The organism is Ensifer sp. D2-11 (assembly GCF_054161295.1).
On record NZ_CP096433.1, the window covers coordinates 838,805 to 864,816 of the forward strand.

The 26,012-nt window shown below is 63.0% G+C and carries 21 protein-coding genes; 12 read left to right on the top strand and 9 right to left on the bottom strand.

All coding sequences use genetic code 11. The features are described from left to right. Positions 1–103 precede the first annotated feature (103 nt). Positions 104–982, bottom strand: coding sequence for a MurR/RpiR family transcriptional regulator (locus tag M1D34_RS04010; RefSeq protein ID WP_498780783.1), 879 nt, complete (start codon positions 980–982; stop codon positions 104–106). Between the two features lie 170 nt (positions 983–1,152). On the opposite strand from M1D34_RS04010, the gene M1D34_RS04015 reads away from it, so the two are divergent. The 6 genes from M1D34_RS04015 to M1D34_RS04040 all read left to right on the top strand — a co-directional run bounded on the left by M1D34_RS04015 (position 1,153) and on the right by M1D34_RS04040 (position 8,685). Further along, positions 1,153–1,926 (top strand): N-formylglutamate amidohydrolase, encoded by a 774-nt coding sequence (locus M1D34_RS04015; protein ID WP_498780785.1) that lies wholly within the window; start codon positions 1,153–1,155, stop codon positions 1,924–1,926. A gap of 107 nt (positions 1,927–2,033) precedes the next feature. Continuing rightward, entirely contained in the window at positions 2,034–3,581 is a 1,548-nt protein-coding gene (locus M1D34_RS04020; protein ID WP_275597632.1) for an amino acid permease, read from the top strand. Between the two features lie 92 nt (positions 3,582–3,673). Continuing rightward, entirely contained in the window at positions 3,674–5,038 is a 1,365-nt protein-coding gene (locus M1D34_RS04025) for a glutamine synthetase family protein (RefSeq protein ID WP_498780788.1), read from the top strand. 193 nt (positions 5,039–5,231) lie between these two features. Continuing rightward, positions 5,232–6,617: an aldehyde dehydrogenase family protein gene (locus tag M1D34_RS04030; protein ID WP_498780790.1), complete on the top strand. Its 1,386-nt coding sequence runs from the start codon at positions 5,232–5,234 to the stop codon at positions 6,615–6,617. Beyond that, positions 6,614–7,759, top strand: coding sequence for an iron-containing alcohol dehydrogenase (locus tag M1D34_RS04035; protein ID WP_498780792.1), 1,146 nt, complete (start codon positions 6,614–6,616; stop codon positions 7,757–7,759). Before M1D34_RS04030 ends, M1D34_RS04035 begins: the two co-directional genes overlap by 4 nt. A 209-nt stretch (positions 7,760–7,968) precedes the next feature. Beyond that, complete coding sequence (locus M1D34_RS04040) at positions 7,969–8,685, top strand: AAA family ATPase (RefSeq protein ID WP_003529183.1); 717 nt, start codon at positions 7,969–7,971, stop codon at positions 8,683–8,685. 27 nt (positions 8,686–8,712) lie between these two features. Here M1D34_RS04040 and M1D34_RS04045 read toward each other — a convergent pair whose 3' ends face one another. After that, entirely contained in the window at positions 8,713–10,002 is a 1,290-nt protein-coding gene (locus M1D34_RS04045) for an NAD(P)/FAD-dependent oxidoreductase (RefSeq protein ID WP_498780795.1), read from the bottom strand. Between the two features lie 187 nt (positions 10,003–10,189). After that, complete coding sequence (locus tag M1D34_RS04050; protein ID WP_127540315.1) at positions 10,190–11,596, bottom strand: L,D-transpeptidase family protein; 1,407 nt, start codon at positions 11,594–11,596, stop codon at positions 10,190–10,192. Positions 11,597–11,763: 167 nt separating this feature from the next. Here M1D34_RS04050 and M1D34_RS04055 point away from each other — a divergent pair, with 167 nt between their 5' ends. After that, positions 11,764–12,603, top strand: a complete 840-nt coding sequence (locus M1D34_RS04055; RefSeq protein ID WP_498780797.1) for a DUF4432 family protein — start codon at positions 11,764–11,766, stop codon at positions 12,601–12,603. Positions 12,604–12,672: 69 nt separating this feature from the next. Next, on the top strand, positions 12,673–13,011 hold the full coding sequence (locus M1D34_RS04060; protein WP_010969769.1) for a protein tyrosine phosphatase family protein: 339 nt from the start codon (positions 12,673–12,675) through the stop codon (positions 13,009–13,011). Between the two features lie 494 nt (positions 13,012–13,505). Here M1D34_RS04060 and M1D34_RS04065 read toward each other — a convergent pair whose 3' ends face one another. Genes M1D34_RS04065 through M1D34_RS04075 form a run of 3 tightly spaced genes read right to left on the bottom strand, consistent with a single transcriptional unit; the run spans position 13,506 to position 17,081 of the window. Further along, on the bottom strand, positions 13,506–15,152 hold the full coding sequence (locus M1D34_RS04065) for a thiamine pyrophosphate-binding protein (RefSeq protein WP_498780799.1): 1,647 nt from the start codon (positions 15,150–15,152) through the stop codon (positions 13,506–13,508). A 34-nt stretch (positions 15,153–15,186) separates the two neighbouring features. Continuing rightward, positions 15,187–16,140 (bottom strand): DMT family transporter, encoded by a 954-nt coding sequence (locus tag M1D34_RS04070; protein ID WP_498780801.1) that lies wholly within the window; start codon positions 16,138–16,140, stop codon positions 15,187–15,189. Further along, positions 16,137–17,081 (bottom strand): alpha/beta fold hydrolase, encoded by a 945-nt coding sequence (locus tag M1D34_RS04075; protein WP_498780803.1) that lies wholly within the window; start codon positions 17,079–17,081, stop codon positions 16,137–16,139. The genes M1D34_RS04070 and M1D34_RS04075 overlap by 4 nt, the downstream gene beginning before the upstream one ends. Before the next feature lie 191 nt (positions 17,082–17,272). Here M1D34_RS04075 and M1D34_RS04080 point away from each other — a divergent pair, with 191 nt between their 5' ends. The 4 genes from M1D34_RS04080 to metF all read left to right on the top strand — a co-directional run bounded on the left by M1D34_RS04080 (position 17,273) and on the right by metF (position 22,181). After that, entirely contained in the window at positions 17,273–18,040 is a 768-nt protein-coding gene (locus M1D34_RS04080; RefSeq protein WP_498780805.1) for a ribonuclease T2, read from the top strand. 126 nt (positions 18,041–18,166) lie between these two features. Continuing rightward, positions 18,167–19,816 carry an energy-dependent translational throttle protein EttA gene (ettA, locus tag M1D34_RS04085; RefSeq protein WP_010969764.1) on the top strand — a complete coding sequence of 550 codons (1,650 nt, stop codon included), beginning with the start codon at positions 18,167–18,169 and terminating at the stop codon, positions 19,814–19,816. Positions 19,817–20,214: 398 nt separating this feature from the next. Continuing rightward, complete coding sequence (locus M1D34_RS04090; protein ID WP_003529172.1) at positions 20,215–21,237, top strand: ArsR/SmtB family transcription factor; 1,023 nt, start codon at positions 20,215–20,217, stop codon at positions 21,235–21,237. Positions 21,238–21,239: 2 nt separating this feature from the next. Continuing rightward, positions 21,240–22,181, top strand: a complete 942-nt coding sequence (gene metF / locus M1D34_RS04095) for a methylenetetrahydrofolate reductase [NAD(P)H] (RefSeq protein ID WP_010969762.1) — start codon at positions 21,240–21,242, stop codon at positions 22,179–22,181. Between the two features lie 541 nt (positions 22,182–22,722). On the opposite strand, the gene M1D34_RS04100 is transcribed toward metF, so the two are convergent. The 3 genes from M1D34_RS04100 to M1D34_RS04110 all read right to left on the bottom strand — a co-directional run bounded on the left by M1D34_RS04100 (position 22,723) and on the right by M1D34_RS04110 (position 25,977). Continuing rightward, entirely contained in the window at positions 22,723–23,667 is a 945-nt protein-coding gene (locus M1D34_RS04100) for a DMT family transporter (RefSeq protein WP_498780809.1), read from the bottom strand. A 170-nt stretch (positions 23,668–23,837) separates the two neighbouring features. Continuing rightward, positions 23,838–25,055, bottom strand: a complete 1,218-nt coding sequence (locus M1D34_RS04105) for a lytic murein transglycosylase (RefSeq protein WP_010969761.1) — start codon at positions 25,053–25,055, stop codon at positions 23,838–23,840. A 136-nt stretch (positions 25,056–25,191) separates the two neighbouring features. Further along, positions 25,192–25,977 (bottom strand): glycoside hydrolase family 25 protein, encoded by a 786-nt coding sequence (locus M1D34_RS04110; RefSeq protein WP_003529163.1) that lies wholly within the window; start codon positions 25,975–25,977, stop codon positions 25,192–25,194. Between the last annotated feature and the right edge of the window lie 35 nt (positions 25,978–26,012).

Genomic DNA, 26,012 nt, shown 5'->3' on the forward strand with positions numbered 1-26,012 from the left:
CCCGTCTGCGGCAGATATGTCGGCTTCGGATCAATCCGCTCCGGTTGCATTCGAAAGTCGCCTGAATGCTCTTCCATCAGGAATTCAAGCCGCCGGAGCCCTCCTAGACCGGCTTTCGGAAAATGCGGGTCGAATCGAAAAGGCCCTCCAGCGTCTTCATCCGGCCCCGGGTTTCATCCCAGTTCGAGCTCTGCACGGCCTCGACCAGCGCCTCCACGAGGAAGAGCAGCATGACCGAACTGTCCCAGGCCGAGGGAACCTCGATCCGGGCGCGGAAGACCTTGGACGAAGACTTGGCGACGGGAGAGCCCCACTGGTCGGTAAAAAGGATGATCTCGACGCCGCGGTTGCGGGCGAAGCGGGCGAGCGTTTCCATCTCCTGCTCGTAGCGGCGGATATCGAACAGGATCAGGACGTCTCCCGCCTTCATGTCGAGCACGTAGTGCGGCCACGAACTCGGATTGGCGGCGATCTGCGTCACCCCGGTGCGGATGACCTGGAGATGGGTGAAGAGATAGTCCGCAATCGAGCGGGTGATGCGCCCGCCGACGAGATAGACCTTGCGTTTCAGGTCGGCGACGAGTGCTGCGGCCGTGTCGAACTCCGCCGGCTCGATCTGCGACAGAGTCTGGCGCATATTGCCCATGATCGCATCGGCGAAACGGTTGAGCGTATGGGTTCCCGGCGCGCTGGCCGCCCAGCGATCATGTTTCGCGATGGGATTGGAGATCGTCGCCTCGAGCTCCTGGTGGAGTCGCGCCTGGAAGTCCGGGAAACCGCGAAAACCGAGTTTCTGGACCATGCGGGCGACCGTCGGCGTCGAAACGCCGGCGTTCTCGGCGACCGTGGTGATCGAACCGAGACCGGAGACCGGGTAGTTGTCGAGAAGTGTCTCCGCCAACTGCCTTTCGGCGCGCGTCAGCGCGGCGAAATGTGCGTTGATCACATCCGACACCGTCATGGAAGCCGTGTTGCCGCTCAATGTTCGCCCCTCGGCCGGTCTTTGCCAGCTTGTAGGAAATTAAACATCGCTGTCACAATCGGAGTCAATCGCAATTTTGAAAAGATCGTTTCAGTTTTCCATTGACACCTGCCGATTCGTGAAGAATTCTCTTCACAATCATCGTCTGACGAGGCATTGGGGAGCCGGTTTTGACGGGACTTTTGACTGAGGCAGAGGGCGACCCGGTCGCGATCGAGAATGCGCAAGCGAAGGGAGAATTCCTCTTCGTCTGCGAGCATGCCTCGAACCGCATGCCCGAACGTTTGGGAACGCTCGGGCTCTCGAAAGAGGCGCTCGAGAGTCATGTCGCCTGGGATCCCGGCGCACTGGCGGTCTCCCGATTGCTCTGCGAGAAGCTCGACGGCACGCTGATCCACCAACGCTTTTCGCGGCTCGCCTATGATTGCAACAGGCCGCCGGAGTCCGACGCGGCGATGCCTGTCCTCAGCGAGGTCTATGACGTGCCCGGCAACAGGAGCATGTCGGCGGCAGAGCGGCGTTCGCGGGTGGAGGAGATCTATCTGCCGTTTCACGAGGCGGTCACGCGCGCGGTTGCAGACCGCAAGGCCGCAGGCAGGCGGCCGGTTCTCGTGACGATGCATAGTTTCACTCCGATCTATTTCGGCAAGCCGCGGACAGTCGAGTTAGGCATTCTGCACGATGCCGACGGCCGGCTCGCAGACGGCATGCTTGCCGCCGCAGCCATCGGCGAGGCGGGATACGACGTCCGCCGCAACGAGCCTTACGGGCCGGCAGACGGTGTGACGCACAGCCTGATCGAATACGGCATCCGCTTCGGCGTGCCGAACGTCATGATCGAGATCCGCAACGATCTCATCCGCGATAGAATCGGCCAAAGGGTCATGGCCGATTATCTGGCGGGGCTGCTCGCGAAGAGCGTAGCTGCCCTTCCGGCGCACTAGAAGACCCTGGGGGAGCGGCCAAAGCCGCGGTGCTGCTCCGGTTTCCGGAGCAGGGTGACATGATCTTCCGCAATGGCGCGGCGGTCTTGGAGAAACAGGGGAAAAGGATGTCAGACTACACCGAAGTCGATAAGAAGCAGGATATGCAGATCCTGCATTCGATGGGCTATGCCCAGGAACTCGAACGGCGAATGAGCCAGTTCTCGAATTTCGCCGTCTCCTTCTCGATCATCTGCATTCTGTCGGGCGGCATCAACTCGCTGGCGCAGGCGACATCCGGGGCCGGAGGCGCCGCGATCGGCATCGGCTGGCCGCTCGGATGCTTCATCTCGTTCGTCTTCGCGGTCGCCATGGCGCAGATCAGCTCGGCCTATCCGACCGCCGGCGGCCTCTATCACTGGGGTTCGATCCTCGGCAACCGCTTTACCGGCTGGCTGACCGCATGGTTCAATTTGCTCGGTCTGGTCACCGTTCTCGGCGCCATCAATGTCGGCACCTATTATTTCTTCATGGGCTCGTTCGGAACGCCTTACTTCGGTCTCGAGGACACGACGATGACGCGCATCGTCTTCCTGGCGATCATCACCGGCGCGCAGGCGCTGGTGAACCATATGGGCATCGGACTGACGGCGAAACTCACCGACTTCTCGGGCTATCTGATCTTCGTTACCGCCATTCTCCTGGCGCTGGTCTGCCTTGCCGCTGCCGACACTTACGAGATCAGCCGCCTTTTCACCTTCTCCAATTATTCGGGCGAGACGGGCGGCAATGTGTGGCCGCAAACCTCGGGAACCTGGGTGTTCCTTCTCGGGCTGCTGCTGCCGATCTACACGATCACCGGCTATGACGCGTCGGCCCACACCTCGGAGGAAACGGTGAAGGCCGCACATTCCGTGCCGCGCGGCATGATCTCCTCGGTGCTCTGGGCGGCTCTTTTCGGCTACATAATGCTTTGCTCCTTCGTGTTGATGATTCCTGACATGGACGAGGCGGCCAAGCAGGGCTGGAACGTGTTCTTCTGGGCGATGGATGCGCAGGTCAATCCGATCATCAAGGACATTCTCTACCTCGCCATCTTCGTCAGTCAGTGGCTGTGCGGGCTGGCAACGGTTACCTCGGTTTCCCGCATGATCTTCGCCTTCTCGCGGGACGGCGGCCTGCCGGCTTCCAAGGCGCTTTCAAAGGTGAGCCCGACCTATCGCACCCCTGTGGCGGCCATCTGGACGGGCTCCATTCTTGCGGTGCTCTTCGTCTGGGGATCGTCGCTCGTCTCCATCGGCGACACGCCGGTTTACACGATCGTCGTCTCCTGCACCGTCATCTTCCTCTTCTTCTCCTTCGCGATCCCGATCACCCTGGGTCTGTTCGCCTGGGGAACCTCGAAGTGGGACAAGATGGGGCCGTGGAATCTCGGTGAGGGCATGTTCAAGCTCTTCGCGATCCTTTCTATCGTCGCCATGGTGCTGATCTTCGTCCTCGGCATTCAGCCGCCGAACGATTGGGCGCTCTACATCACCGTCGGCTTCCTGATCGTGACGGGCATCATCTGGTTCGCCTTCGAAAACCGCCGTTTCCGCGGTCCGCCGATCGGCGACGAGGTTGCGCGCCGCCAGGCGGAGATTGCCGCTGCCGAAAAGGCGGTCGGCGAAGCCTGAACAATAACAAGAGAGTGGGGGTCGCGACCGCGATCCCCGCTTCGTTTCGCGGTTCAAGGGAACGGCCGCGCCGAACATGGGATGACACTTTCATGAGCTATTCGTTCGAGGAACTGAAAGAGGATGTTGCCGCCGGGCGCATCGACACGGTGCTCGCCTGCCAGGTGGACATGCAGGGCCGCCTGATGGGCAAGCGTTTTCATGCGGAATACTTCGTGGAAAGCGCGTGGAAGGAAACGCATAGCTGCAACTACCTGCTTGCGACGGACATGGAGATGGAGACCGTGCCCGGCTACAAGGCGACGAGCTGGGAGAAAGGTTACGGCGACTACACGATGAAGCCCGACCTTTCGACGCTCCGGCGCATTCCGTGGCTCGAAGGCACGGCGCTGGTTCTCTGCGACATGCTGGACCATGACACGCATGCGGAGGTGCCGCATTCGCCGCGCGCCATCCTGAAGAAGCAGGTGGCGCGCCTCGAAGCCATGGGCTTCAAGGCCTATATGGCGAGCGAGCTCGAATTCTTCCTCTTCGATCAGTCCTATGACGATGCGCGGCTCTCGGGATATCGCGACCTGCAGCTCGCCAGCGGTTACAACGAGGACTACCACATCTTCCAGACGACCAAGGAAGAGGATGTGATGCGGGCGATCCGCAACGGCCTTCAGGGAGCCGGGATCCCGGTCGAGAACTCCAAGGGCGAGGCGTCCGCCGGCCAGGAGGAGATCAATGTCCGTTACGCCGACGCCCTGACGATGGCCGACCGGCATGCGATCATCAAGAACGGCTGCAAGGAAATCGCCTGGCAGCGCGGCAAGGCGATCACCTTCCTCGCCAAGTGGAACTACTCGGCCGCCGGCTCCTCGTCGCACATCCACCAGTCGCTCTGGAGCAAGGACGGCGAAACGCCGCTGTTCTTCGACAAGACCGGGCAGTACGGCATGTCCGAGCTCATGCGCCACTATGTGGCCGGTCAGCTCGCCCATGCGAGCGAGGTCACCTATTTCCTGGCGCCCTATATCAACTCCTACAAGCGCTTCATGGCCGGTACCTTTGCTCCGACCAAGGCGATCTGGAGCAAGGACAACCGCACCGCCGGCTATCGCCTCTGCGGCGAGGGCAGCAAGGCAATCCGCATCGAATGCCGCGTCGGCGGCTCCGATCTCAATCCGTATCTTGCCTTTGCCGCCCTGATCGCGGCCGGCATTGCCGGCATCGAGAACAAGATGGAACTGGAGGCGCCGTTCGTGGGCGACGCCTATCAGGGCAAGGAGGTGCGCGAGATCCCGCATACGCTGAGAGAGGCGGGCGAGGCGCTCTCCGGCTCGAAGATGCTGCGCGCCGCTTTCGGCGAAGAGGTCGTAGACCATTATGTGCACGCCGCAGAATGGGAGCAGCAGGAATATGACCGGCGGGTGACCGACTGGGAGGTCGCGCGCGGGTTCGAAAGGGCGTAAAAACACCCCTCCCCAACCCCTCCCCACAAGGGGGAGGGGTTACGTTGCGGCACCCTCCTACCGAAAGCCGATGCCTCCACAAGTGGTATGGCCGAATTACTGTGCGGAACGGTGCCGCAGGTTAAGTCCCTCCCCCTTGTGGGGAGGGGTTGGGGAGGGGAATTCATTGTGAAATGAGAACAGGAAGACGATCATGACGATGATCCGATGTGTTTCGCCGGTCGACGGCGAGGTTTATGCCGAGCGCCCGGCAATGCCGCTGGAGATGGCGGGGCAGGCCGTGGCACATGCGCGCCTCGCGCAGAAGGCCTGGGCCAGGCGCCCGCTCGATGAGCGTGTGAAGCTGGTGCTTGCCGGCGTCGCGCGCCTCAACGAAATGGTCGACGAGGTGGTGCCGGAACTCGCCTGGCAGATGGGCCGGCCGGTGCGCTATGGCGGCGAATTCAAGGGATTCAACGAGCGCTCCAATTACGTAGCCTCGATCGCGGCCGACGCGCTGAAGCCGCTCGTCGTGGAGGAGAGCGACCGCTTCGAGCGGCGCATCGCGCGCGAGCCGCATGGCGTCGTCTTCGTCATCGCTCCGTGGAACTATCCTTACATGACCGCGATCAACACGGTCGCGCCGGCGCTGATGGCCGGCAATACCGTGATCCTCAAGCACGCCAGCCAGACGATCCTCGTCGGCGAGCGCATGGTGCGCGCCTTCATAGAGGCGGGCGTTCCGGCGGACGTTTTCCAGAATCTGTTCCTGGATCACGACACGACGGCGGCGCTGATTGCCGCCAAGAGCTTCGACTTCATCAACTTTACCGGATCGGTCGAAGGCGGCCGGTCGATCGAGCGGGCGGCGGCCGGCACCTTCACCGGCCTGGGGCTCGAGCTCGGCGGCAAGGATCCGGGCTATGTGATGGAGGATGCCGACCTCGACGCGGCCGTCGACACGCTGATGGACGGCGCGACCTACAATTCCGGCCAGTGCTGCTGCGGCATCGAGCGCATCTATGTGCATGAATCGCTCTATGACGCCTTTGTCGAGAAATCGGTCGCCTGGGTTTCCAATTACAAGCTTGGCAATCCGCTCGATCCCGAGACGACGCTCGGTCCGATGGCCAATAAGCGCTTTGCGGCAACCGTGCGCAATCAGGTCGCCGATGCGATCTCCAAGGGTGCCAAGGCGCTGATCGACCCGAAGCTCTTCCCGCAGGACGATGGCGGTGCCTATCTCGCGCCGCAGGTCCTTGTCGATGTCGATCATTCCATGGAGTTCATGCGCGAGGAGACCTTCGGGCCGGCCGTGGGCATCATGAAGGTGAAGAGCGACGCCGAGGCGATCGAATTGATGAACGACAGCCGGTACGGTCTCACCGCGTCGCTCTGGACGAAGGATGCGGAGCGCGCCGCACGGATCGGGCGTGACCTCGAAACCGGCACGGTTTTTATGAATCGCGCCGACTATCTCGATCCGGCGCTGTGCTGGACCGGCGTCAAGGAGACCGGCCGGGGCGGCTCGCTCTCGGTGCTGGGCTTCCACAACCTTACCCGCCCGAAATCCTATCACCTGAAGAAAGTGACCGCATGACCATCACCGCCAACTGGAGCTATCCGACCGCCGTCAAATTCGGCGCCGGCCGGATCAAGGAGCTTGCCGACCACTGCAAGGCGCTCGGCATCAAGAAGCCGCTGCTCGTAACGGATCGCGGACTTGCCCCGATGGCGATCACGCAGCAGGCGCTCGATATTCTGGAAGCGGGTGGCCTCGGACGGGCGATCTTCGCGGACGTCGATCCGAACCCCAACGACAGGAACCTCGAAGCCGGCGTGAAAGCGTTCCGTGACGGCGGCCATGACGGCGTCGTCGCCTTCGGCGGCGGCTCGGGCCTCGACCTCGGCAAGTGCGTCGCCTTCATGGCCGGCCAGACGCGGCCGGTCTGGGATTTCGAGGATATCGGCGACTGGTGGACCCGCGCGAGCGTCGGAGGTATCGCGCCGATCGTCGCCGTTCCGACGACCGCCGGTACCGGGTCCGAAGTGGGGCGCGCCAGCGTCATCACCAATTCGGCAAGTCACGTGAAGAAGGTGATCTTCCATCCGAAGTTTCTGCCTGGCGTCACGATCTGCGATCCGGAACTCACGGTCGGCATGCCCAAGGTGATCACCGCCGGCACGGGCATGGATGCCTTTGCCCATTGCCTCGAAGCCTATTCGTCCCCCTTCTATCACCCGATGTCGGCCGGGATCGCGCTCGAGGGCATGCGGCTCGTCAAGGAATACCTGCCGCGCGCCTATAAGGACGGAGCGGACCTCGAAGCCCGTGCCAATATGATGAGCGCGGCGGCGATGGGGGCGGTCGCGTTCCAGAAGGGCCTCGGCGCGATCCACTCGCTGTCGCATCCCGTCGGCGCGATCTACAACACCCATCACGGCATGACCAACGCCGTGGTGATGCCCCCGGTCCTGCGGTTCAACCGCTCCGCGATCGAGGAAAAGATCGGTCGCGCCGCCGCCTATCTCGGCATTGCGGGCGGCTTCGACGGTTTCTGCGACTATGTGCTGCAGCTCCGGGAGGAACTCGGCGTACCGGACAAACTTTCCGCACTCGGGGTCGGCACGGACCGTATCGACGAGATGGCCGAGATGGCGATCGTCGATCCGACGGCCGGCGGCAATCCCGTCGAACTGACGCTCGATGCCGCGAAAAAGCTCTTCGCCGAATGCATTTGACGGGAGCCGTCGTTAATTTTTTCAAGCCCGGAAAACCCATGTTTTCCGGGCTTTTTCGTTGCCCTTCAATGGAAAATGCGCCCTCCGGTTAACTTTTGGGGGCCAAACGTTTCCATTTCGTTAACCATGTTCTGCAAGGTTCTATTAAGAAAACCGCGCGTCGGGCAAAGCTGGGCGGACCGGAAACGAGCAAGGACGAGGTGAGAGAAATGGCGGTCATCACATTCGCCAATGCAAAGGGCGGTGCGGGAAAGACGACCGCGGCGCTGATCCTGTCGACGGAACTGGCGAGGCAGGGGAATCGCGTCGTGGTACTGGACGCCGATCCGCAGCGCTGGATCACGAGCTGGTCCGAAGTGTCCGGCCGTGTCGCCAATCTCGAGGTGATTTCGCACGTCACTCCGGCTTCGCTTCCCTGTCATATCCGCGAGCTCAAGGGTGAGGCCGATTTCATCGTCATCGATCTCGCCGGCGCCAAGGACGCGATCGTCGCGTTGGCGCTGGGGCTGTCCGATCATGTGCTGATACCGGTTCAGGGCTGCGCCATGGACGCGCGGGGCGCCGTACAGATTCTTGAACTTATCCGCCATATCGGCGAGAAGGCGAGGGTGCGCATCAACCACTCGGTCGTCTTGACGCGCGTCAATTCGCTGGTGACGACGCGGGCGCTGCAGACGATCAAGGCGCTGCTCGCCTCGCGCGGCGTTTCGGTCCTCGATACGCCGATCGTGGAGCGTGTTGCCTATCGCGAAATCTTCGAGTGCGGCGGCACCCTGCAGATGATGGACCCGAACCGGGTCAGCAATCTCGACAAGGCGCGCGAAAACGCATACGCGCTTGCCGCCGAGGTGCAAAACCTGCTCCCCGTGACCGCACGCCGCGCCCTGATGTCCCGCCTGCGCTCGGCTTTGCCGCGGGCGGCGTAGCGATCGCTCGCGAAGGGCGGTTGCCGTTCAGAACCGTTTGTCGATGAAGTGTTTCGCCTGGGCGCCGGCGTGGTAGAAGGCGGACTTCAGAGTCCGCCACGGATCCGGCGTGACCGGCGTCTCCGCAAGCGGTACCGCGGACGTATCGCCGGTGACGTGGCGGGCAAGCGCCCGCCCGAAGACGGTGCCCGGCGCGATCCCTCGGCCGTTATAACCGCTGATCGATACGACGTTGGGAGCGAGCACATGCATGGCCGGCAGATTGTTGGTCGTCATGCCGATGCGGCCGTCCCACCAGTGCTCGAAGCGGAAGTCCCCGATATAAGGAAAGAGCTTGCGCACCGAGCGCGCGGCGAAGGCCCGGTGCGTGCCTGCGGCGATCGCATCCAGCCTGCCGATCGAGCCGAAAATCAGCCGGTTCTGCCGGTCCATGCGGAAGGAGGTCATCACCAGCCCCGTGTCCCAGGCTCCCTGGCGTTCGGGCAATATCCGCGCGGCCACGTTGTCGGGCAGCGGATTGGTCGCGAACTGGAAATAGGGAAGGATCGTGAGTTCCTGCCGGTACTCCTTCCATGGGACGTCGGTGACAAGGCTCCCATAGGCGTTGGTCGCAAGAATGACGTGACGGGCCGTTACCGTTCCCCGCGGGGTCTTCAACTTCCAGAGATCGCCTTGGCGGCTGGCTGCAAGGAGGGGGGTATCGGTGAAGATTTCGGCGCCGGCGGCAAGCGCTGCACGGGCCAATCCTCGCGCATAGGCGAGCGGCTGTATCGTTCCGGCGCGGCGGTCGAGCAGTGCGCCGGTGAAGCCCTCGGCCCCTGAAAGCGCGTGCGCCTTTTCAGCCGAAAGTACCTCGACCGGAGCACCGCGCTTTTTCCATTGCGCCTCGCGCTCCCGGATTTCCTTGAGCCCTTCCGCGCCGACCGACATATGCAGCGTGCCGTTGCGAACGGCTTCGCATTCGATTCCATGTTTCGCAACGAGATCGTAGACGAATGACGGGCCGTCGCCGAGTTCGTCGAGAAGCCGGTTGCCCGCCGCTGCTCCGAGCGTTGCGATCAGGTCGTCCGGCTGCACCCACATGCCGGCATTGACGAGGCCGACATTGCGGCCCGAACCGCCGAAGCCGATCATCCGCGCTTCGATCACCGCCGTTCTGGTGCCCGTCTCCGCCAGATGAAGCGCGGCCGAAAGGCCCGTGAAACCACCTCCGACGATCGCCACCTCGACCGTCAGGTCGCCTGCTAGCGGAGCGGTGCGCGGAGCGGCCGGTGCCGTCGCATGCCAGAGATTGGGGAGAGCACGCTCCGTTGCCATCGCGGACAGTTCCTTAAGGTCAGGGGTGTTTCGCCTGTGATAAAGGCAATGCGGCGGAGTTTTTCATGACAATGTTTCATGACGTCATGAGGCTGCTGCGACCGGCAGGGGGGTATGGCCTTCGAAGCAGCTCAAGCGCGTCGCGATCAACCGCATTGACGCGGCACGCTTGGCTGATTGTCGTGCCTCAGTCGACGAATTCGACCGTGACGCCGGTGCTCACCATCTTGCCGAGTTCGGTCGCGTCCCAGTTGGTCAGGCGGACGCAGCCATGGCTCTGGGTCTTGCCGATCTTCGACGGCTCCGGTGTCCCGTGAATGCCGTAGGTCGGCTTCGACAGCGCGATCCAGACGGTGCCCACCGGGCCGTTCGGACCCGGTTGCAATTGCAGGATCCTGTCGTTCGCGCCCTGCTGGAAGTTGATCTTCGGGTTATAGGTATAACCAGGATCGAAGGCGATACGCTCGACATGCACCGTACCGGAAGGCGACGGCGTGTCGGAGGAACCGATGGTGGACGGATAGGCGGCGATCAGTTTCCCCGCCTCGTCATAGGCGAGCACCTGCTTGCGGGCCTTGTCCGCGACGATGCGCGCCACCTTGCCCTTCTTGTTCGGGCCTGGATTGACGACCTTGATCGTAGTGCCGGGAATTGAAAAATCGACACCGGGATTGAGTTCGCGCAGATAGGCCTCGTCCATGTGGAACTTCTCGCCGAGCATCTCCGTCACGGACGTGAAGGATAGATGCGGAAGCTGCGCCTTGTGGGCGTAATCTTCCGGGATGGCGGCGACAAAGGGTCCAGCCGCATCCGCTGCGGTGATCGTGTAGGTCGTGATCGGCAAGCCGCCGTTGAAGCGCAGCCGCTCCAAAATGTCTTCGGTATTGTTCGGATCGAGCGTTTCACCCGTTGCCTGCTGCCAGGCTTCGATGGCCTTGGTGACGTTCGAGCCCATCTTGCCGTCGATCACGCCGGGAGAAAAGCCCTCGCGGTCGAGGAAGACCTGCAGGGCAGCGATCTCAGCGCGCGACTTTCCCGTCACCGTCATGGCCGGCGGCATCGGCTGTGCCAGCGGGTCATCGTACTGCGGATCGTAGGCAGCCTCCTCGCGATCGGAGAGCGAGGGAAGGCTGTTGGGCAGATCCTCGCGCTCGACCGGAGCGGGCGCAATATCGCGATATTCGGGGATGGCGCCGGTAAACTCGCCGGGCTCGGAATAGCCGTAACCGCGATCGCGGGGCTCGGGATAGCCATCGCGCCCGTATTCGCGGCGCCGCTGTCCGCGACCATAGCCGTCATTCGGCACGACGGTGGCGACGATATTGCCCCACGGATCCACGAGCACCGTGCGTCCGCGGCGGTCGCGCATGGCATGAACCTCGGCCTCTCCGGGGATATAGTCGAGAATGTCGCCTTCGGGCGTGACGAGCATCACGTCGCCGCCGCCCCAATAGCCACCATAGGCATCCTGTGCGTTGGCGGGCGCAAGCTCCATGGCCATGAGGGCGAGTGCTGCGAAGAGCGAAAGGCCGGTGCGGGTTGCGGGCGTCACTAGGGAACCTGTCTTCATGGCGGTTGCTTTGCGGCGGTACATACCGATTTGGACGTTAATGTGAAAAAAGTGAATTCATCATGAACAGCCGGTTAAATTAGTTAGGCCAACATCCTGCCCATTGCAACGCTCGCCGAAATGGCCCGGTTCCGAGGCTTCGACTATCATGGATTCCCTGCCTGATTCCGGGCTCCTTCTCTGGAGGTGAAATGCGGACGACCTTGAACGCGGCCGATGGCGCGGCGAGCCACCTCCTGTTCGACCCGTCCTCGGCACTCGATGTCGCGGCCTTCGTCGTCGCCGGTGTCGATCTGTCGCCGGGCGCGGCGATCCCCTCGGACGGCGATCCGCGCATCGACCGCGCGCTCGCGGGTTTCCTGTTTACCTGCGGTCCCGAGCACATTCGTCATCCCGAGGCTCTGGAAGGCGGCGCCGGCGCATATTATCCCCTGCATGGCTCGCTCGCCGGAACGCCCGTCAGCCGGACCGAGATGTGCGGTGCGGGCGATCGTTGTACTGCCGTCACCGAAGTTGATCTCGCCTGCGGCGGCCGGGCGGCTATCGAGCGCCTCTGGCAAGTCGATGCGGCCGCGCACGCCGTGACGCTTGCGGACCGCGTCATCAACATCGGTTCGTCTGCCTTTGCGCCGATGATGATGTATCACATGAACATCGCCGGCCGGCTGCTCGGCGAGGAAACGCGGATCGAAAGCCCGTCGGTCGACGGCGGATCGCTTCCCTGGCGCTTCGGCGAAGGGGAAAGCGCGCATTTCTGCCGTCCGGCCGTTGCCTGTGACGGATGGTCGGAGGTGGCGCTGGCCGCAATGCCGGGTCTTAATGGGCGCGCACTGCGTGTGCGGTTCCGGACCGACACGCTGCCGTTCCTGCAGATGTGGCGTTGTCAGCGCGGCGGCGCCAACGTCGTCAGCATCGAGCCGGCCTCGCATCGCCTGGCGAAGCGGCCGCAGCTTGCCGCAAACGGGGAGCTCGATCCTCTTCAACCCGGCCAATCGCGCGATTATAGCCTGGCTTTCACCGTCTCCTCATGACGCCTTCTCGATTGACGCCGCCCGGCGCCGGGCCTAAATCAGGGCAACGCTTTTCTTGAGGGACGCCACATGGACATTCGCCAGATCAACGATGAGTACTCGGTTTCGGGCCAGATCACCGTCGACGACCTCGACGAGATCAAGGCGCTCGGCTTCAAGTCCATCGTCTGTCATCGCCCGGATTTCGAGGCACCCGATCAGCCGACCTTCGACGCCATCGCCGCGCGTGCCCAGGAACTCGGGCTGGAGATCACCCATATCCCGGTCGGCCCGATGGGCGTGACCGCGGACGCGGTCAAGAGCATGGTCGACGCTCTCGACGAATTCCAGCGCCCGATGCTTGGCTATTGCCGCTCCGGCGCCCGCTCTACCGCAGTCTATCAGCAGACACTGCACATTCGGGGCTGAGGCGCCGAAAACGGTTGTGACGAGGGCTTCGCTCCGCGAATCATCTCACGGATTGCGATCTCTCTCTCATCCCTCGAGCACTGAGGAGGTTGGCAGGCCTACCGCGATGCTCGCGAAGACGGCCGAGATCACGCATGATTTCGAGATGCAGACACGTCGAATGCAGTGGTTTGATCGGGCCGCCTCTGCCCCTCATCCGCCTGCCGGCACCTTCTCCCCGTTTTACGGGGAGAAGGAACAAGCGGGCACTGCTTCGTCCTCTTCTACAGCGCCGCGCGTCTTATCAGACGCGCAAAGTCGCTGTAGCACTTTGATCTGCTGCATGTTTTTGTCCTTTGATCGGACACGATTAAAGGAAACATGCAGTAGAGGGCGGAGACGGGGCTGGGAGCTTGCCGCTTGTCCCTTCGCCCCGCTTGCGGGGAGAAGGTGCCGGCAGGCGGATGAGGGGCTTTCGAGAATTCCGCTGAGCGCCGCATTACGGCGGCCCCATCCTACCCGTTCCGGATCTCGCTCAGCGTCCGCGTCGGCGTGATCGCTTCCGGGTCGAGCTTGATCTCGATGATGGCAGGCTTGCCGCTCTCACGCGCCCGCAGGAAGGCGTCTGCGAATTCTTCCGTCCTCGCCACCGTTTCGCCGTGGCCGCCATAGGCGCGGGCGAGCGCTGCGAAGTCCGGGTTCGTCAGATCCGTGGCGCTGACACGGCCGGGATATTCGCGCTCCTGGTGCATGCGGATCGTACCGTAGATACCGTTGTTGACGACGAGCGCGACGATCGGGAGTTCATAGCGGACGGCGGTCGCGAACTCCTGGCCATGCATCAGGAAACAGCCGTCGCCGGCAAAGCAGACCACCTCGCGATCGGGATGCAGATGCTTGGCCGCGACTGCGGCCGGCAGGCCGTAGCCCATCGAGCCGGAAGCGGGAGCAGCCTGCGTCCCGTAACGGCGGAAACGGTGGAAGCGATGGAGCCAGGTGGCGTAATTGCCTGCGCCGTTGGTGAAGATCGTCTCCGGCCCCGTATTCGCCTCCAGCCAGTTGACGATCGGGCCCATCTGGACGTCGCCCGGTCCCTTTTCCGGCGGCGTCGACCATTTGAGATAGGCCGCATGCATTTCTCCGGTGCGGGCGGACCAGTGGGGCTCGGCTGCAGGCGTCAGGCTCGAGAGCGCGGCGACGAAGTCGCGCGGGCTCGCGGCAATTGCGAGGTCCGGACGGTAGACTCGGCCGAGCTCGCCCGGATCCGGATGGACATGCACCAGGGTCTGCCTGGGGTAGGGGACGTCGATCAGCGTGTAGCCGGAGGAAGGCATCTCCGAGAACCGCCCGCCGACGAGGAGGACGAGGTCGGCTTCCCGGATCTCGCCTGCCAGCGACGGATTGATGCCGATGCCGACATCGCCCGCGTAGTTCGGATGCAGGTGGTCGAAAAGCATCTGGCGGCGGAAGGAGCAGCCGACCGGCAGCTGCCAGCGCTCGGCGAAGCTCTGGAACCCGGCCACGGACTCGGCGGACCAGCGGGTACCGCCGAGAATGGCGATCGGCCTTTTCGCGGTGGAGAGAAGCTCTGCAAGCTTGGCAATCTGGCTTGGGCCCGGGTGGCTTTCCACCGGCTGGTAAGCGCGGGCGGCCGGTGCCTCGGTGCTCTGTGTCAGCATGTCTTCCGGCAAGGTCAGGACCACAGGCCCGGGACGGCCGGACGTCGCGACGGCGAAGGCACGCGTCACGAATTCCGGGATGCGCGCCGGATCGTCGATTTCGCCGACCCATTTTGCGACTTCGGTGAAGGCCCGCCGATACTCGATCTCCTGAAAAGCCTCCCGCTCGCGGGCTTCGCGCTGCACCTGGCCGATGAAGAGGATCATCGGAACCGAATCCTGCCGGGCCACGTGGAGGCCGGCGGAGGCATTGGTCGCGCCGGGGCCGCGGGTGACCATGCAGATGCCGGGCTCGCCCGTCAGGCGGCCCCAGGCATCCGCCATCATTGCGGCCCCGCCCTCCTGCCGGCAGACGACGACCTCGATGTCGGCGTCGTAAAGCGCATCGAGCACCGCCAGATAGCTTTCTCCCGGAACGCAGGAGATGCGCTTCACCCCGTTTGCGGCAAGCGCCTCCACCACCAGTTGTCCGCCCGTTTTCATATGCACCTCCCAATGCTGTCCTGTTTTGCCGATGTCAGATCGCCGGCGACACCGGCGCGATACCAGCCGTTTTCTGCACCTGCCGCTCGCGCCAGATGATATAAAGTCCTGAGCCGATGATGATCGCGATGCCCAGCCATTTCAGCGCGTCCGGCAGATCGCCGAACACGAGCCAGCCGAAAATCGTCGCCGAGACGATCTCGAGATATTGCAGCGGCGCGAGCACCGAGGCCGGCGCCGCCCGATAGGCATAGACGCCGAGCACGCCGGAGATCGTCGCGGTGACGCCGACCCCGAGCAGGTAGTACCAGGCGCGCCCGTCCGGCCAGACCGGATCGAAGACGCTCGATCCGCTGCCCTCGCCGAACCAGAGCAGCGCGAGACAGAAGAGGCCTCCCCAGATGCCGGCATGGAACTGCATCGACCAGGGGTCCTCGTTCTGCGCGACCATGCGCGTCACGAGCAGGAAAACGGCGAGGCCGAAGGCGGCGACGATCGGAAGAAGTGCGACCAGACCAACTTCCTGCATGCTCGGCTGGATCACGAGCAGCGAACCGAGGAAGCCGACAGCGCAGGCGGTATAACGGCGCCAGCCGATCGTCTCCTTCAGGAAGATGCTGCCTAGAATAGTGAGGATGATCGGTTCAACGAAGAAGATGGCGATGGCATCGGCCACCTCCATGACCTTCAGCGTGGTGATGAAGGAAAGCATGGTCACCACCAGAAGGCCGCCGCGCAGCGCATGCAGCGCACTCTTGCGCCATGTGAGATCGAAGAGCGTACCGCGCACAAGGACGATCGGCAGGATGAAGACGATCTGCAGCAGGAAGCGTGCCGCCGTGATCTCGGCCGAGGGAACCGTCACGATGGCTAGCTTCGAGAAGATGTCGATCAGCGGCGACAGCAACACCGAAAGGACCATCAGCGTCAGGCCGTAGGAAATCCGGTTGTGGTCGATTGCCGCCTTGGAAAGGGAGAGCTCGCTCATTGACCGTGGCGCTTTCCCCGGATTGCCTTCAGGCACCAGGCGGCGAATTCCTCCGTCGCTTTTTCCCGGCCGATCTCGTTGAGCGTTTCGTGGCGCATGCCCTCGTGAATTGCGATCGTGACATTCGTCATGCCCCGCGCTTTCATGCGGTTGCCCAGCCAGCGAACGGCCTCTCCGTTGAGGGTTGAAGGATCGGCACTGCCGCCGACGAGGTGTACCGGAAGGCTCGACGGCAGCCGCGACAGCCGGTCGGGGCGGGCACCGGCGAAGGCGAAGGCGAAGACGTCGAGCCACAGCGATACGGTGGGGTCGAAACCGCAGTGCGGATCTTCGATATATCTGGCGACCTCGCTTTCATCGCGCGAGAGCCAGTCGAAATCGGTCCGCCGGTCGGCGATGCTGGTGCTCCAGGCGCCGAAGGTGAGTTTCGTCACGAGCGGACTTGGCACGTCCGAACCCTTCAGCATCTTCTCGATCGCCAGCAGCAACTGGCCGCCGCGCCCGGCAAGGCCCGGCCGGAAATTGGAGTTCCACACAGCGAGCGCGTCGTAGAGGTCCGGATCGGTTTCGGCGGCGTTCAGCGCGATCAGTCCCCCCATCGAATGGCCGAACAGCACGACCGGCAGGCCTGGATGAGCGGCCGCTGCCATATCGCGGAGTGCGCGCAGGTCCGTGACGACCTTCGCCGCACCTTCCCGCTGGGCGAACATGGCGGGAGGCGCATCGGGGGCACAGCTCGTGCCGTGGCCGCGGTGGTCATGGGCGTAAACGTGGAAACCTTGGGCGGCCATGGTTTCGGCAAAGCGGGCATAGCGGCCGGAATGCTCGGCAAGGCCGTGGCTGATGACGAGAATGCCTTTCGGTTCGCCTGACGCGCCGACATGGCGCCAGCCGAGTGTCGCGCCGGTCGGGCTTTGATGCGTCCTCACCTGCCCGAACATGCCATGCGCTCTCCCCCACTTGCGGATGCCGTACGGATATCAAATCGATTTGGGTGGGAAAGGCAATCGCAGCTTGTTGCTCGTTGCGCATGAGATCACAACGAATCCGCGGATACCGATTCAGGGTTGCAATTTTCCCGTATATGGGGTTATTTGTTCCTGTTTTGTTTTCCTTTAGAGGGTTTGGGGCAATGAAGACAAGGGCGATGATGCATCTGATGAGGTTGGCGGCGCTGGTGCTGGGGTTGGCGAATGCGCCCCTCGCGGCGGCTCAGGAGAGTTCGGCGAGCGAGGGCGAAACCGGCGGGGGGAGGACGGAATATGTGCTCGCCGTCAGCTGGCAGCCGGGATTCTGCGAGACGCGGCCCGATCGCAAGGAATGCGTCGGCCAGACGGCGGAGCGCTTCGATGCGACGAATTTCTCGCTTCATGGCCTATGGCCACTCAAGAAGAGCTATTGCGGCGTGGAAGCGGATCTGAAAGCGCGCGACCGCAAGGGCGACTGGCTGGAACTGCCGGAAGTCGACATGGGGGACGAGACGGCCAAGCGCCTGCTCGTCGCCATGCCGGGTGTCAAGTCCGGCCTGGACCGGCACCAATGGCTGCGCAACGGTACCTGCCAGACGGCAAATGCCGAGGACTACTTCGCGCTGCAGCTCCGGCTTCTGGACGAGCTCAACCGCTCGGCCGTACGTGCGCTCTTTGCAGACGGGATCGGCAAGGAACTTGACGAAAAACAGATCAAGCAGGCCTTCGACCAGGGCTTCGGGGCGGGGGCCGGAGACCGGGTGCGCATGCGTTGCCAGTCGGTGAACGGCCGCGACGTGATCACCGGCCTGACGATAGGGCTCTCGGGCGACCTCTCGGGCAAAGCCGAACTGGCGGATCTGATCCAGGCGGCGGGGCCGACGGAATTCAAATGCGCGAAGGGGATCGCAGACGCTGCCGGGCGGGGCTGATCCCGGCGCAATTCGCATCGAGGGAGCGGCGGGGCAGCGTTGGGGCAAGGGCCTTTGACGTTGCCCCGCCACCATAATTCGCCTACATAGCGGGCAAAATTCCCTTCCGATGCGGAGCATTCCTTTATGGCACGTCAATTCATCTATCACATGGCCGGGCTGAACAAGGCCTACGGCAACAAGAAGGTCCTCGAGAACATCCATCTCTCCTTCTATCCGGAGGCGAAGATCGGCATTCTCGGCCCGAACGGGGCCGGTAAGTCGACCGTGCTCCGGATCATGGCGGGCCTCGATACCGAATATACCGGCGAGGCCTGGGTCGCCGAAGGTGCGAGGGTCGGCTATCTCGCGCAGGAGCCGCAGCTCGATCCTCAGAAGACCGTGCTCGAGAACGTGATGGAAGGGGTGGCCGCCAAGAAGGCGATCCTCGATCGCTACAACGAGCTGATGATGAACTATTCCGACGAGACGGCGGACGAAGGCGCCAAGCTCCAGGACGTCATCGACAGCCAGAACCTCTGGGACCTCGACAGTCAGGTGGAAATGGCGATGGAGGCGTTGCGTTGCCCGCCGGGCGATGCGGAGGTCACCAATCTCTCCGGCGGCGAGAAGCGCCGCGTGGCGCTTTGCAAGCTTCTGCTGTCGCAGCCCGAACTGCTTCTGCTCGACGAACCGACCAACCACCTCGACGCGGAAACGATCGCCTGGCTCGAAAAGCACCTGCGCGAATATCCGGGCGCCGTGCTGATGGTCACGCACGATCGCTACTTCCTCGACAACGTCACCGGCTGGATTCTCGAGCTCGACCGCGGTCGGGGCATTCCCTATGAGGGCAACTACTCCGCCTATCTGCAGTCGAAGGCCAAGCGGATGGCGCAGGAAGGACGCGAGGAGGCTGCCCGCCAGAAGGCCATCAGCCGTGAGCAGGAATGGATCTCTTCAAGCCCCAAGGCCCGCCAGGCGAAGTCCAAGGCCCGTATTCGCGCCTATGACGAGCTGGTCGAGGCGGCTGCGGACCGGCGTCCGGGCGACGCGCAGATCGTCATTCCCGTTGGCGAACGCCTTGGGCAGGTGGTCATCGAGGCGGAAAATATTTCCAAGGGCTATGACGACCAGCTGCTGATCGAAGGCTTGAGCTTCAAGCTGCCGCCGGGCGGCATCGTCGGCGTCATCGGCCCGAACGGCGCCGGCAAGACGACGCTCTTCCGCATGATCACCGGCCAGGAGCAGCCCGACGACGGCTCTATCCGGATCGGGGACAGCGTGCAGCTCGCCTATGTCGACCAGAGCCGCGATGCGCTCGACGCCAACAAGACGGTCTGGGAAGAAATCTCGGGCGGCAACGACATCATCAAGCTCGGCAAGCACGAGGTCAATTCGCGGGCCTATTGCTCGACCTTCAACTTCAAGGGCGGCGACCAGCAGCAGAAGGTCGGGACGCTTTCGGGCGGCCAGCGCAACCGCGTTCACCTCGCCAAGATGCTGAAGTCCGGCGGCAACGTCGTCCTGCTCGACGAACCGACCAACGACCTAGACACCGAGACCCTGGCGGCACTTGAGGATGCGCTCGAAAACTTCGCGGGATGCGCTGTTATCATCAGCCACGACCGCATGTTCCTCGACCGCCTTGCCACCCATATCCTCGCCTTCGAGGGCGACAGCCATGTCGAGTGGTTCGAAGGCAATTTCGAGGACTATGAAAAGGACAAGATCCGGCGTCTCGGCCCGGACTCGGTCAATCCGAAGCGGGTAACCTACAAGCGTCTGACGCGTTGACCGTCATACGCTTGCGGCGGTGCATCGCTGAAGCGTAGAGCGACATGCGTCCAGATGGATGCCAAGAACAAAAGTCCTTCACGGCGCGGACGCGCCGTAGCTGGATGCCTGTGACAAGCACAGGCATGAGGGGAGTGTGTGGGCTGCCGTAATTGACCGGTATCGCTCGCGGGAACGGGGCGCTCCGATTCTTCCTCATCCCTGTGCTTGTCACAGGGATCCAGCAGCGCCGCGTCCGCGGCGCCAGAGAGTCGCGCCGAAACGCACGTTCATAAGGGCGACCGCAAGGTCGCCCGCTCTTATCCTCCAAGCGCCATTCTGTAGCCCTTATGCGCAAATCTCTTGCGCCGTCGCCGCAAATCACATAAACATATCTTTATGTGTTGATGGGGAAGGCTATGGCTGATCGGGAAACGCTTGGTTTGGATGCGCTGGTCGACGTCCTGAAAGCGGCGGGCGAGCCGACGCGCCTGCGCCTGCTGGCATTGCTCTCGGCCGGCGACCTGACGGTCACCGATCTTACCGAAATTCTCGGGCAGTCGCAGCCGCGCATTTCCCGTCATCTGAAATTGCTGGCCGAGGTCGCGCTCATCGATCGCTATCAGGAAGGCGCCTGGGCCTATTTCCGTCTGCGTCAGGAGGGCCGTCGCGTCGCGCTGATCCGCGAGCTTCTCGCATCGGCTGCGGCCGACGATGCGATTCTGGCCAGGGATGCGATCCGACTTGCCACGTTGAAAAGAACCCGCGCGGAGAAGGCGCAGGCCTATTTCAGCCGCAACGCGGCCGAATGGGACAAACTCCGACGTCTGCACATCGCCGAAGGCGACGTCGAGGCGGCGCTCAAGGCGATGGTCGGCGACGAGCCGGTCGACAGCCTGCTCGACCTCGGCACCGGTACCGGACGTATCCTGCAGCTCTTCGAGGGCATCTACCGGCGCGGCATCGGCGTCGACGCCAGCCGCGACATGCTGGCGGTTGCGCGGTCCAACCTGGACAGGGCCGGCATCACCAAGGCGTCGATCCGCCACGGCGACATCTTCAACCTGCCGCTGGATGGTCAATCCTTCGATCTCGTCACGATCCACCAGGTGCTGCATTATCTCGAGGAGCCCGAGGCGGCGATTGCCGAGGCCGCGCGCATGCTCGTACCGGGCGGCCGGCTCGTGATCATCGATTTCGCGCCGCACGGGCTTGAACATCTGCGTGACGACCACGCCCATGCGCGCCTCGGCTTCTCGCACCAGACGATGAGCGAATGGCTGCAGAAGGCGGATCTTTCGCTCGAGAAGACGACCGATCTTGCGCCGGAAGGCGGGCAGGAGGGGAAGCTGACTGTCACCATCTGGCTGGCGCGCGACCAGCGCGCGGCCGAAACCGTTGCCGACTTGCCGCGCCAGCGTCTTCATGCAGGGGGAGTTTGAGAATGAACGGACGGACGCCTTACCCCGTGGACTGTGACGGGCTTAGATTTTCCTTCGAGTACTTCCCGCCGAAGAACGACGAGATGGAGACGCAGCTCTTTCAGACAGTCACGGCCCTTTCCGTCTTCGCGCCCGCCTTCGTCACCGTCACCTACGGTGCCGGCGGGTCGACCAAGGCACGCTCCCTGACGACGGTCAAGCGGATGATCGGGGAGATGGAGATCGCGAATACGGCGGCGCACCTCACTTGCGTCGGCGCGCCGAAGGCGGAGGTGGATGCGGTCATCGACGAGTTCCTGGCCTGCGGCGTGCGCCATTTCGTAGCGTTGAGGGGTGACCCGCAGGGCGGTATCGGCAGCGTCTACGAGCCTTTTCCGGGCGGCTATGAGAATGCCGCCGCCCTCGTCAAGGCCCTGCGGGCGCGCGGCGATTTCGAGATCTCCGTCTCCGCCTATCCGGAAAAGCATCCGGAGAGCCCCGACGTCGCTGCCGACATAGACATGTTGAAGCGCAAGGTCGACAATGGCGCAACGCGCGCGCTTACGCAGTTCTTCTTCGACAATGACGACTTCGAGCGCTATCTCGAACGCGTAAGGCGTGCGGGCATCGCGATACCGATCGTACCCGGGATACTGCCGATCAATAATCTCACCCAGGTGCAGAAATTTGCCGGTCTTTGCGGCGCCAGAGTCCCGGAGTCGATCGTTTCGCGGCTGGGCCCTATTGACGATCAGCCGGAGGAGCGCTTCCGGGAGGCGGCCCATATCGCGGCCGAACAGGTCGCCGATCTCGTCCGGCGCGGCGTCAGCGATTTTCACCTCTACACGATGAACCGCCCGCAGCTGATCACCGCCGTTTGCGAACTGATGGGCTATGATCCGGAAATCGCGCCCGCTCAGCCGGCCGACACGGAGCGCTCAGTCCGGGCGGTCGCGAGGGCATGACGGCCGACCTCGGATAACGCAGCAGCAATAGCGAAAGCCCATGAGTGCCGCAGCATTCATGGGCTTTCTGATTGTTGCAGCCTGTCGAACTATTGCGCCTGAGCGGCCGTCAGACATGCCTCGCTGCAAAAATGGATTTTCCGGAAATTAAAGTCCCCGTTTCGGCTGGACTGTCAGTGGCCCTGGATCACACGAAAAGCATTACGGCCACGAATGCGAACGCTGCACTGATCATAAGGACGTTCAACGAGTGTGTAAGTCCCATAAGCTGATCCTCCCTGCGTTGACGGGTAAAACATAGGGCGAAAAAACGGCATGTGAAAGCGAAACTTGTGCTGCACTGCGAAATTCCGTATGTCAGATTTTCTCGAGAATACATCTAAATTGCTGAAAATATTTGATTATTTGGAATGCCATATTTTATTCACAATTCCTGCCGGGAGGTTAATGTAACCGTCTGTAACGCTGCGTGAGTGTGCGAGAACGACGGTGAATCAGTTCATCGGCGTGCGCCGGGGCGGGATTGCGGCGCGCGGAACGGTCACCGTCCGGCGGAATATCCGAGCTTCAGGACGCGCCCGTCCAGGATCGCCAAGCCGGCGGCGATGAGCAACATGCCGCCGACGTCCGTCGCCTGCAGCATTTCTCCCAGGAAGAGATAGCCGAGCAGGATGGCGCTTGGCGGGACAAGCAGCGTTACCAGCGACGTGTTGGTGGCGCCCGCTTCGGCCATGATGCGGAAGAACAGGATATAGGCATAGGCGGTTGAGACGAGCGCCAGTCCGAGGATCGCGAGCACGGTCGTGAGCGGCGGCACGGGCATGGTCCATGGCATGTCGACGAGGACCGCGACCGGCAGCATGATGAGCGTCGATGCCGTCAATTGCCCAGCGGCCGTCACCGGCGGGGCCAGATCGCGGAAGCGTTTGCCGTAAGTCGCGGAAAAGCCGTAGCTGACTGCTGCCAGGACCGGCAGGACGAGCGCCCAGAGCGGCACGTCGCCGGCAGTGCCGAAGAGGCCGGCAAGCGCACTCGGTCCTATGAGCACGACGGTACCGGCAAGCCCGAGCAGGCAACCGCTGAACTTCGCGGTGCTCAACTTCTCATCCTCGGTCGCGACATTGGCGATGAGCACCGTCCAGACCGGGGTCGTGGCGTTGAGGATTGCCGCGAGACCGGCGCCGATATGCGTTTGGCCGAGAAAGATGAAAGCATGCGGAATGGCGTTGTTGATGAGCCCCATGAGCAGGAATTCGCGCCAGCGCCCGGCGAGCGCCGGATATATGCCGTGTCGGCCCCGAAGATAGAGGTGCAGGGCGAGGGCGGCGAGGCCGAGACGCAAAAGCACGAGCGTGAAAGGCGGCACATGGGCAACGGCGACCCGGGCGAAGAAGAAGGAGCCGCCCCAGATGAGACCGAGCAGCCCGAGCAATGCCCAGAGGCGCATGGTCATGTGGGTGCTGATGGAATTTGCGGATGAAGCCATATCTTGCCTGCGCAGCAGCTACCGCATCGGCCCGAAAATCGGACGATTTTCGGAAAGCACGATGCGTCGGCTGAATCTAAGCCGGGATAGGAGCCCGACAATTCTGAATTGTGCAAGCAGTATTGCAGCGAAGCGGGTGTTGCCACCCGCTTCTTGTGTCCTGCAAAAGGTTAAAGCGCCTCCAGCAGGCCCGGTGTTGCCCACCCGTCGGCGGGAATCCCGAGCTTCAACTGCTCCTTCTGCAGCGCGGCCCGCGTGCCCGAGCCGAGAATGCCGTCGATTTTGCCGACGTCATGCCCAAGTGCCTGCAATCTGGTCTGCAGGGCCTTCATCTCGGCGTCGCCGAGCCCCGGTTCCGGATTTCCCTGTTGATAGGGAGGCGCACCGGCAAGCCGGGTCGCGAAATAGGCGGCGGAGGTCGTGTAGATGAAGGACTGGTTCCACTCGAGATAGATCTTGAAGTTCGGGTAGGTCAGGAAAGCAGCGCCTTTGCGGCCCTGAGGGAGCACCAGCGAGGCTTCGAGCCCACTATTGGAGGTGTTGCCGTCACGCGGCGCGACACCGAGTGCGAACCAGTCGCCGGCGGTCATGCCGGGCTGCAGGCCGGTCTTTTCCCATGGCAACTGCTCCGGAACGCGGACCTCCTGAATCCATGGTTCCCCGGGCTTGAAGCCCAGGCTCTGGATGAATTTCGCCGCCGTCAGAATGGCATCCGGAGAACTCTTCTTGAGATTGACATGGCCGTCGCCGTCGCCGTCGACGCCATAGGCGATGATGTCCTCAGGCAGCATCTGTACCTGACCGATCTCGCCCGCCCAGGCGCCGGTGGTCGCCGCGGGATCGAGATCGCCGTGCTGCACCATCTCGATTGCGGCGAGAAGCTGCGGCCGGAACATTTCCGGGCGGCGGCAGTCATGCGCCAGCGTCACCAGCGCATCACGCGTATTGAAATCGCCCTGCACGGCGCCGAAGTCGGTCTCCATGGCCCAGAATGCGGTGATAACGGGCGCCGGTACGCCGAACTCCTGCTCGGCCCGGGCAAAGACGTCGGCATATTCCCGCATCTTCTGCGCACCGATGTCGAGGCGCGACTTGCTGACGGTACGCTTCGAAAACTCGGTGAAGGTCTGCTTGAACACGCCCTGAGCGCGGTCGCGGCTCAGCACCTTCTGGTCGATGGCGGCGCCTGCGAGCGCCCGATCGGCGACGTCTGCGGGGATGCCCTTGGCGACCGCTTCGGCCTTGACGCCCTCCAGAAAGGAGCCGAGGTCGCCGCCGCACGCGGCGGCTGGGTTCCCCGGCTGAGCCGGAGCTTGCGCCAGGGCCGGCGCGCCGGCGATCGCAAGGAATCCGAGGGAGAGAAGGGCTTTGCGCGCTGTGGCTGTCATTACAATTCCTTTCCATGCCGGCCGCACAGGAATGCCGCCGGGCCCGAAGTCTGTCGAGAATGAAATCTATCGATGCTCTCTCAGAGCATTATGACCGAATGAAGAAAATGCGGACCATGCCGCCGCGTCCTCTGGTCTATCTTGCCTGCGAGACGGTCGCGACCCACTTCTGCCAGTTCCTGGCGGAACCGGCGAAGGCGTTGATGTCCGTGCTGCCCTGAATGCCGGGGATCACGCCGGTGCTGGTATATTGCCAGAAGGCCCAGCGGCGTTCGACGTAGATGTCCTTCGGGTGCTTGGCTACCGAGCGCACCCAGAAATGATAGTCGTTGAAGGCGCCGACCAGATTGTCATGGTGGAAGTCGACGGACGTGTAGATGATCGGCCGCTTGCCGTAATGGGCCTCGAGCCGATCCATGAACCGCTTCATTTCGGACCGCACGGTTTCCGGCGCCGGCCGGTGACGGCAGGTCTTGGATTCGCCATTCCATTCGACATCCAGGACGGGCGGCAGGTGGACGGCGCTCTTCGGCACGTTGGCGATGAACCAGTCGGCCTGGGCGTCGGCGGTGGAGCAGAAATAATAGAAATGATAGGGCGCGTAGGCGAGGCCGACGGCGCGCGCCTGCTGCCAATATTCGTGGAAGCGCGAGTCCACCCGGTCCTTGCCCTCGGTTGCCTTGATGAACGCGAAGGACACCCCGGAATTCTTAACCTTCCGCCAATCGATGTCGCCGTTCCACTTGGAGACGTCGATCCCGTGAACGCTGTGATGGTGCGGCGTGCGGCCGCCGAAATCCTGCGGATCGGTGTCGTGGAAGCGCGGCTGAATGGAGGCCGTCTTGACGAGATCGTAATCGGTGGAGGTACAGGAGGAGAGAATGGTGGCGATGGGCAGCAATGCCAGGAGAAGCCGGCGCATGGGGGTTCCGTTTCGAGACGAACGACGATCCTGCC

Excerpts from the sequence above, each read along its gene's own strand:
- M1D34_RS04070 (WP_498780801.1), bottom strand. The coding sequence starts at position 16,140 with ATGAGCGAGCTCTCCCTTTCCAAGGCGGCAATCGACCACAACCGGATT.
- M1D34_RS04030 (WP_498780790.1), top strand. The coding sequence starts at position 5,232 with ATGACGATGATCCGATGTGTTTCGCCGGTCGACGGCGAGGTTTATGCC.
- M1D34_RS04025 (WP_498780788.1), top strand. The coding sequence starts at position 3,674 with ATGAGCTATTCGTTCGAGGAACTGAAAGAGGATGTTGCCGCCGGGCGC.
- ettA (WP_010969764.1), top strand. The coding sequence starts at position 18,167 with ATGGCACGTCAATTCATCTATCACATGGCCGGGCTGAACAAGGCCTAC.
- M1D34_RS04075 (WP_498780803.1), bottom strand. The coding sequence starts at position 17,081 with ATGTTCGGGCAGGTGAGGACGCATCAAAGCCCGACCGGCGCGACACTC.
- metF (WP_010969762.1), top strand. The coding sequence starts at position 21,240 with ATGAACGGACGGACGCCTTACCCCGTGGACTGTGACGGGCTTAGATTT.
- M1D34_RS04110 (WP_003529163.1), bottom strand. The coding sequence starts at position 25,977 with ATGCGCCGGCTTCTCCTGGCATTGCTGCCCATCGCCACCATTCTCTCC.
- M1D34_RS04060 (WP_010969769.1), top strand. The coding sequence starts at position 12,673 with ATGGACATTCGCCAGATCAACGATGAGTACTCGGTTTCGGGCCAGATC.
- M1D34_RS04045 (WP_498780795.1), bottom strand. The coding sequence starts at position 10,002 with ATGGCAACGGAGCGTGCTCTCCCCAATCTCTGGCATGCGACGGCACCG.
- M1D34_RS04080 (WP_498780805.1), top strand. The coding sequence starts at position 17,273 with ATGAAGACAAGGGCGATGATGCATCTGATGAGGTTGGCGGCGCTGGTG.
- M1D34_RS04100 (WP_498780809.1), bottom strand. The coding sequence starts at position 23,667 with ATGGCTTCATCCGCAAATTCCATCAGCACCCACATGACCATGCGCCTC.
- M1D34_RS04020 (WP_275597632.1), top strand. The coding sequence starts at position 2,034 with ATGTCAGACTACACCGAAGTCGATAAGAAGCAGGATATGCAGATCCTG.
- M1D34_RS04035 (WP_498780792.1), top strand. The coding sequence starts at position 6,614 with ATGACCATCACCGCCAACTGGAGCTATCCGACCGCCGTCAAATTCGGC.
- M1D34_RS04065 (WP_498780799.1), bottom strand. The coding sequence starts at position 15,152 with ATGAAAACGGGCGGACAACTGGTGGTGGAGGCGCTTGCCGCAAACGGG.
- M1D34_RS04040 (WP_003529183.1), top strand. The coding sequence starts at position 7,969 with ATGGCGGTCATCACATTCGCCAATGCAAAGGGCGGTGCGGGAAAGACG.
- M1D34_RS04055 (WP_498780797.1), top strand. The coding sequence starts at position 11,764 with ATGCGGACGACCTTGAACGCGGCCGATGGCGCGGCGAGCCACCTCCTG.
- M1D34_RS04105 (WP_010969761.1), bottom strand. The coding sequence starts at position 25,055 with ATGACAGCCACAGCGCGCAAAGCCCTTCTCTCCCTCGGATTCCTTGCG.
- M1D34_RS04090 (WP_003529172.1), top strand. The coding sequence starts at position 20,215 with ATGGCTGATCGGGAAACGCTTGGTTTGGATGCGCTGGTCGACGTCCTG.
- M1D34_RS04050 (WP_127540315.1), bottom strand. The coding sequence starts at position 11,596 with ATGTACCGCCGCAAAGCAACCGCCATGAAGACAGGTTCCCTAGTGACG.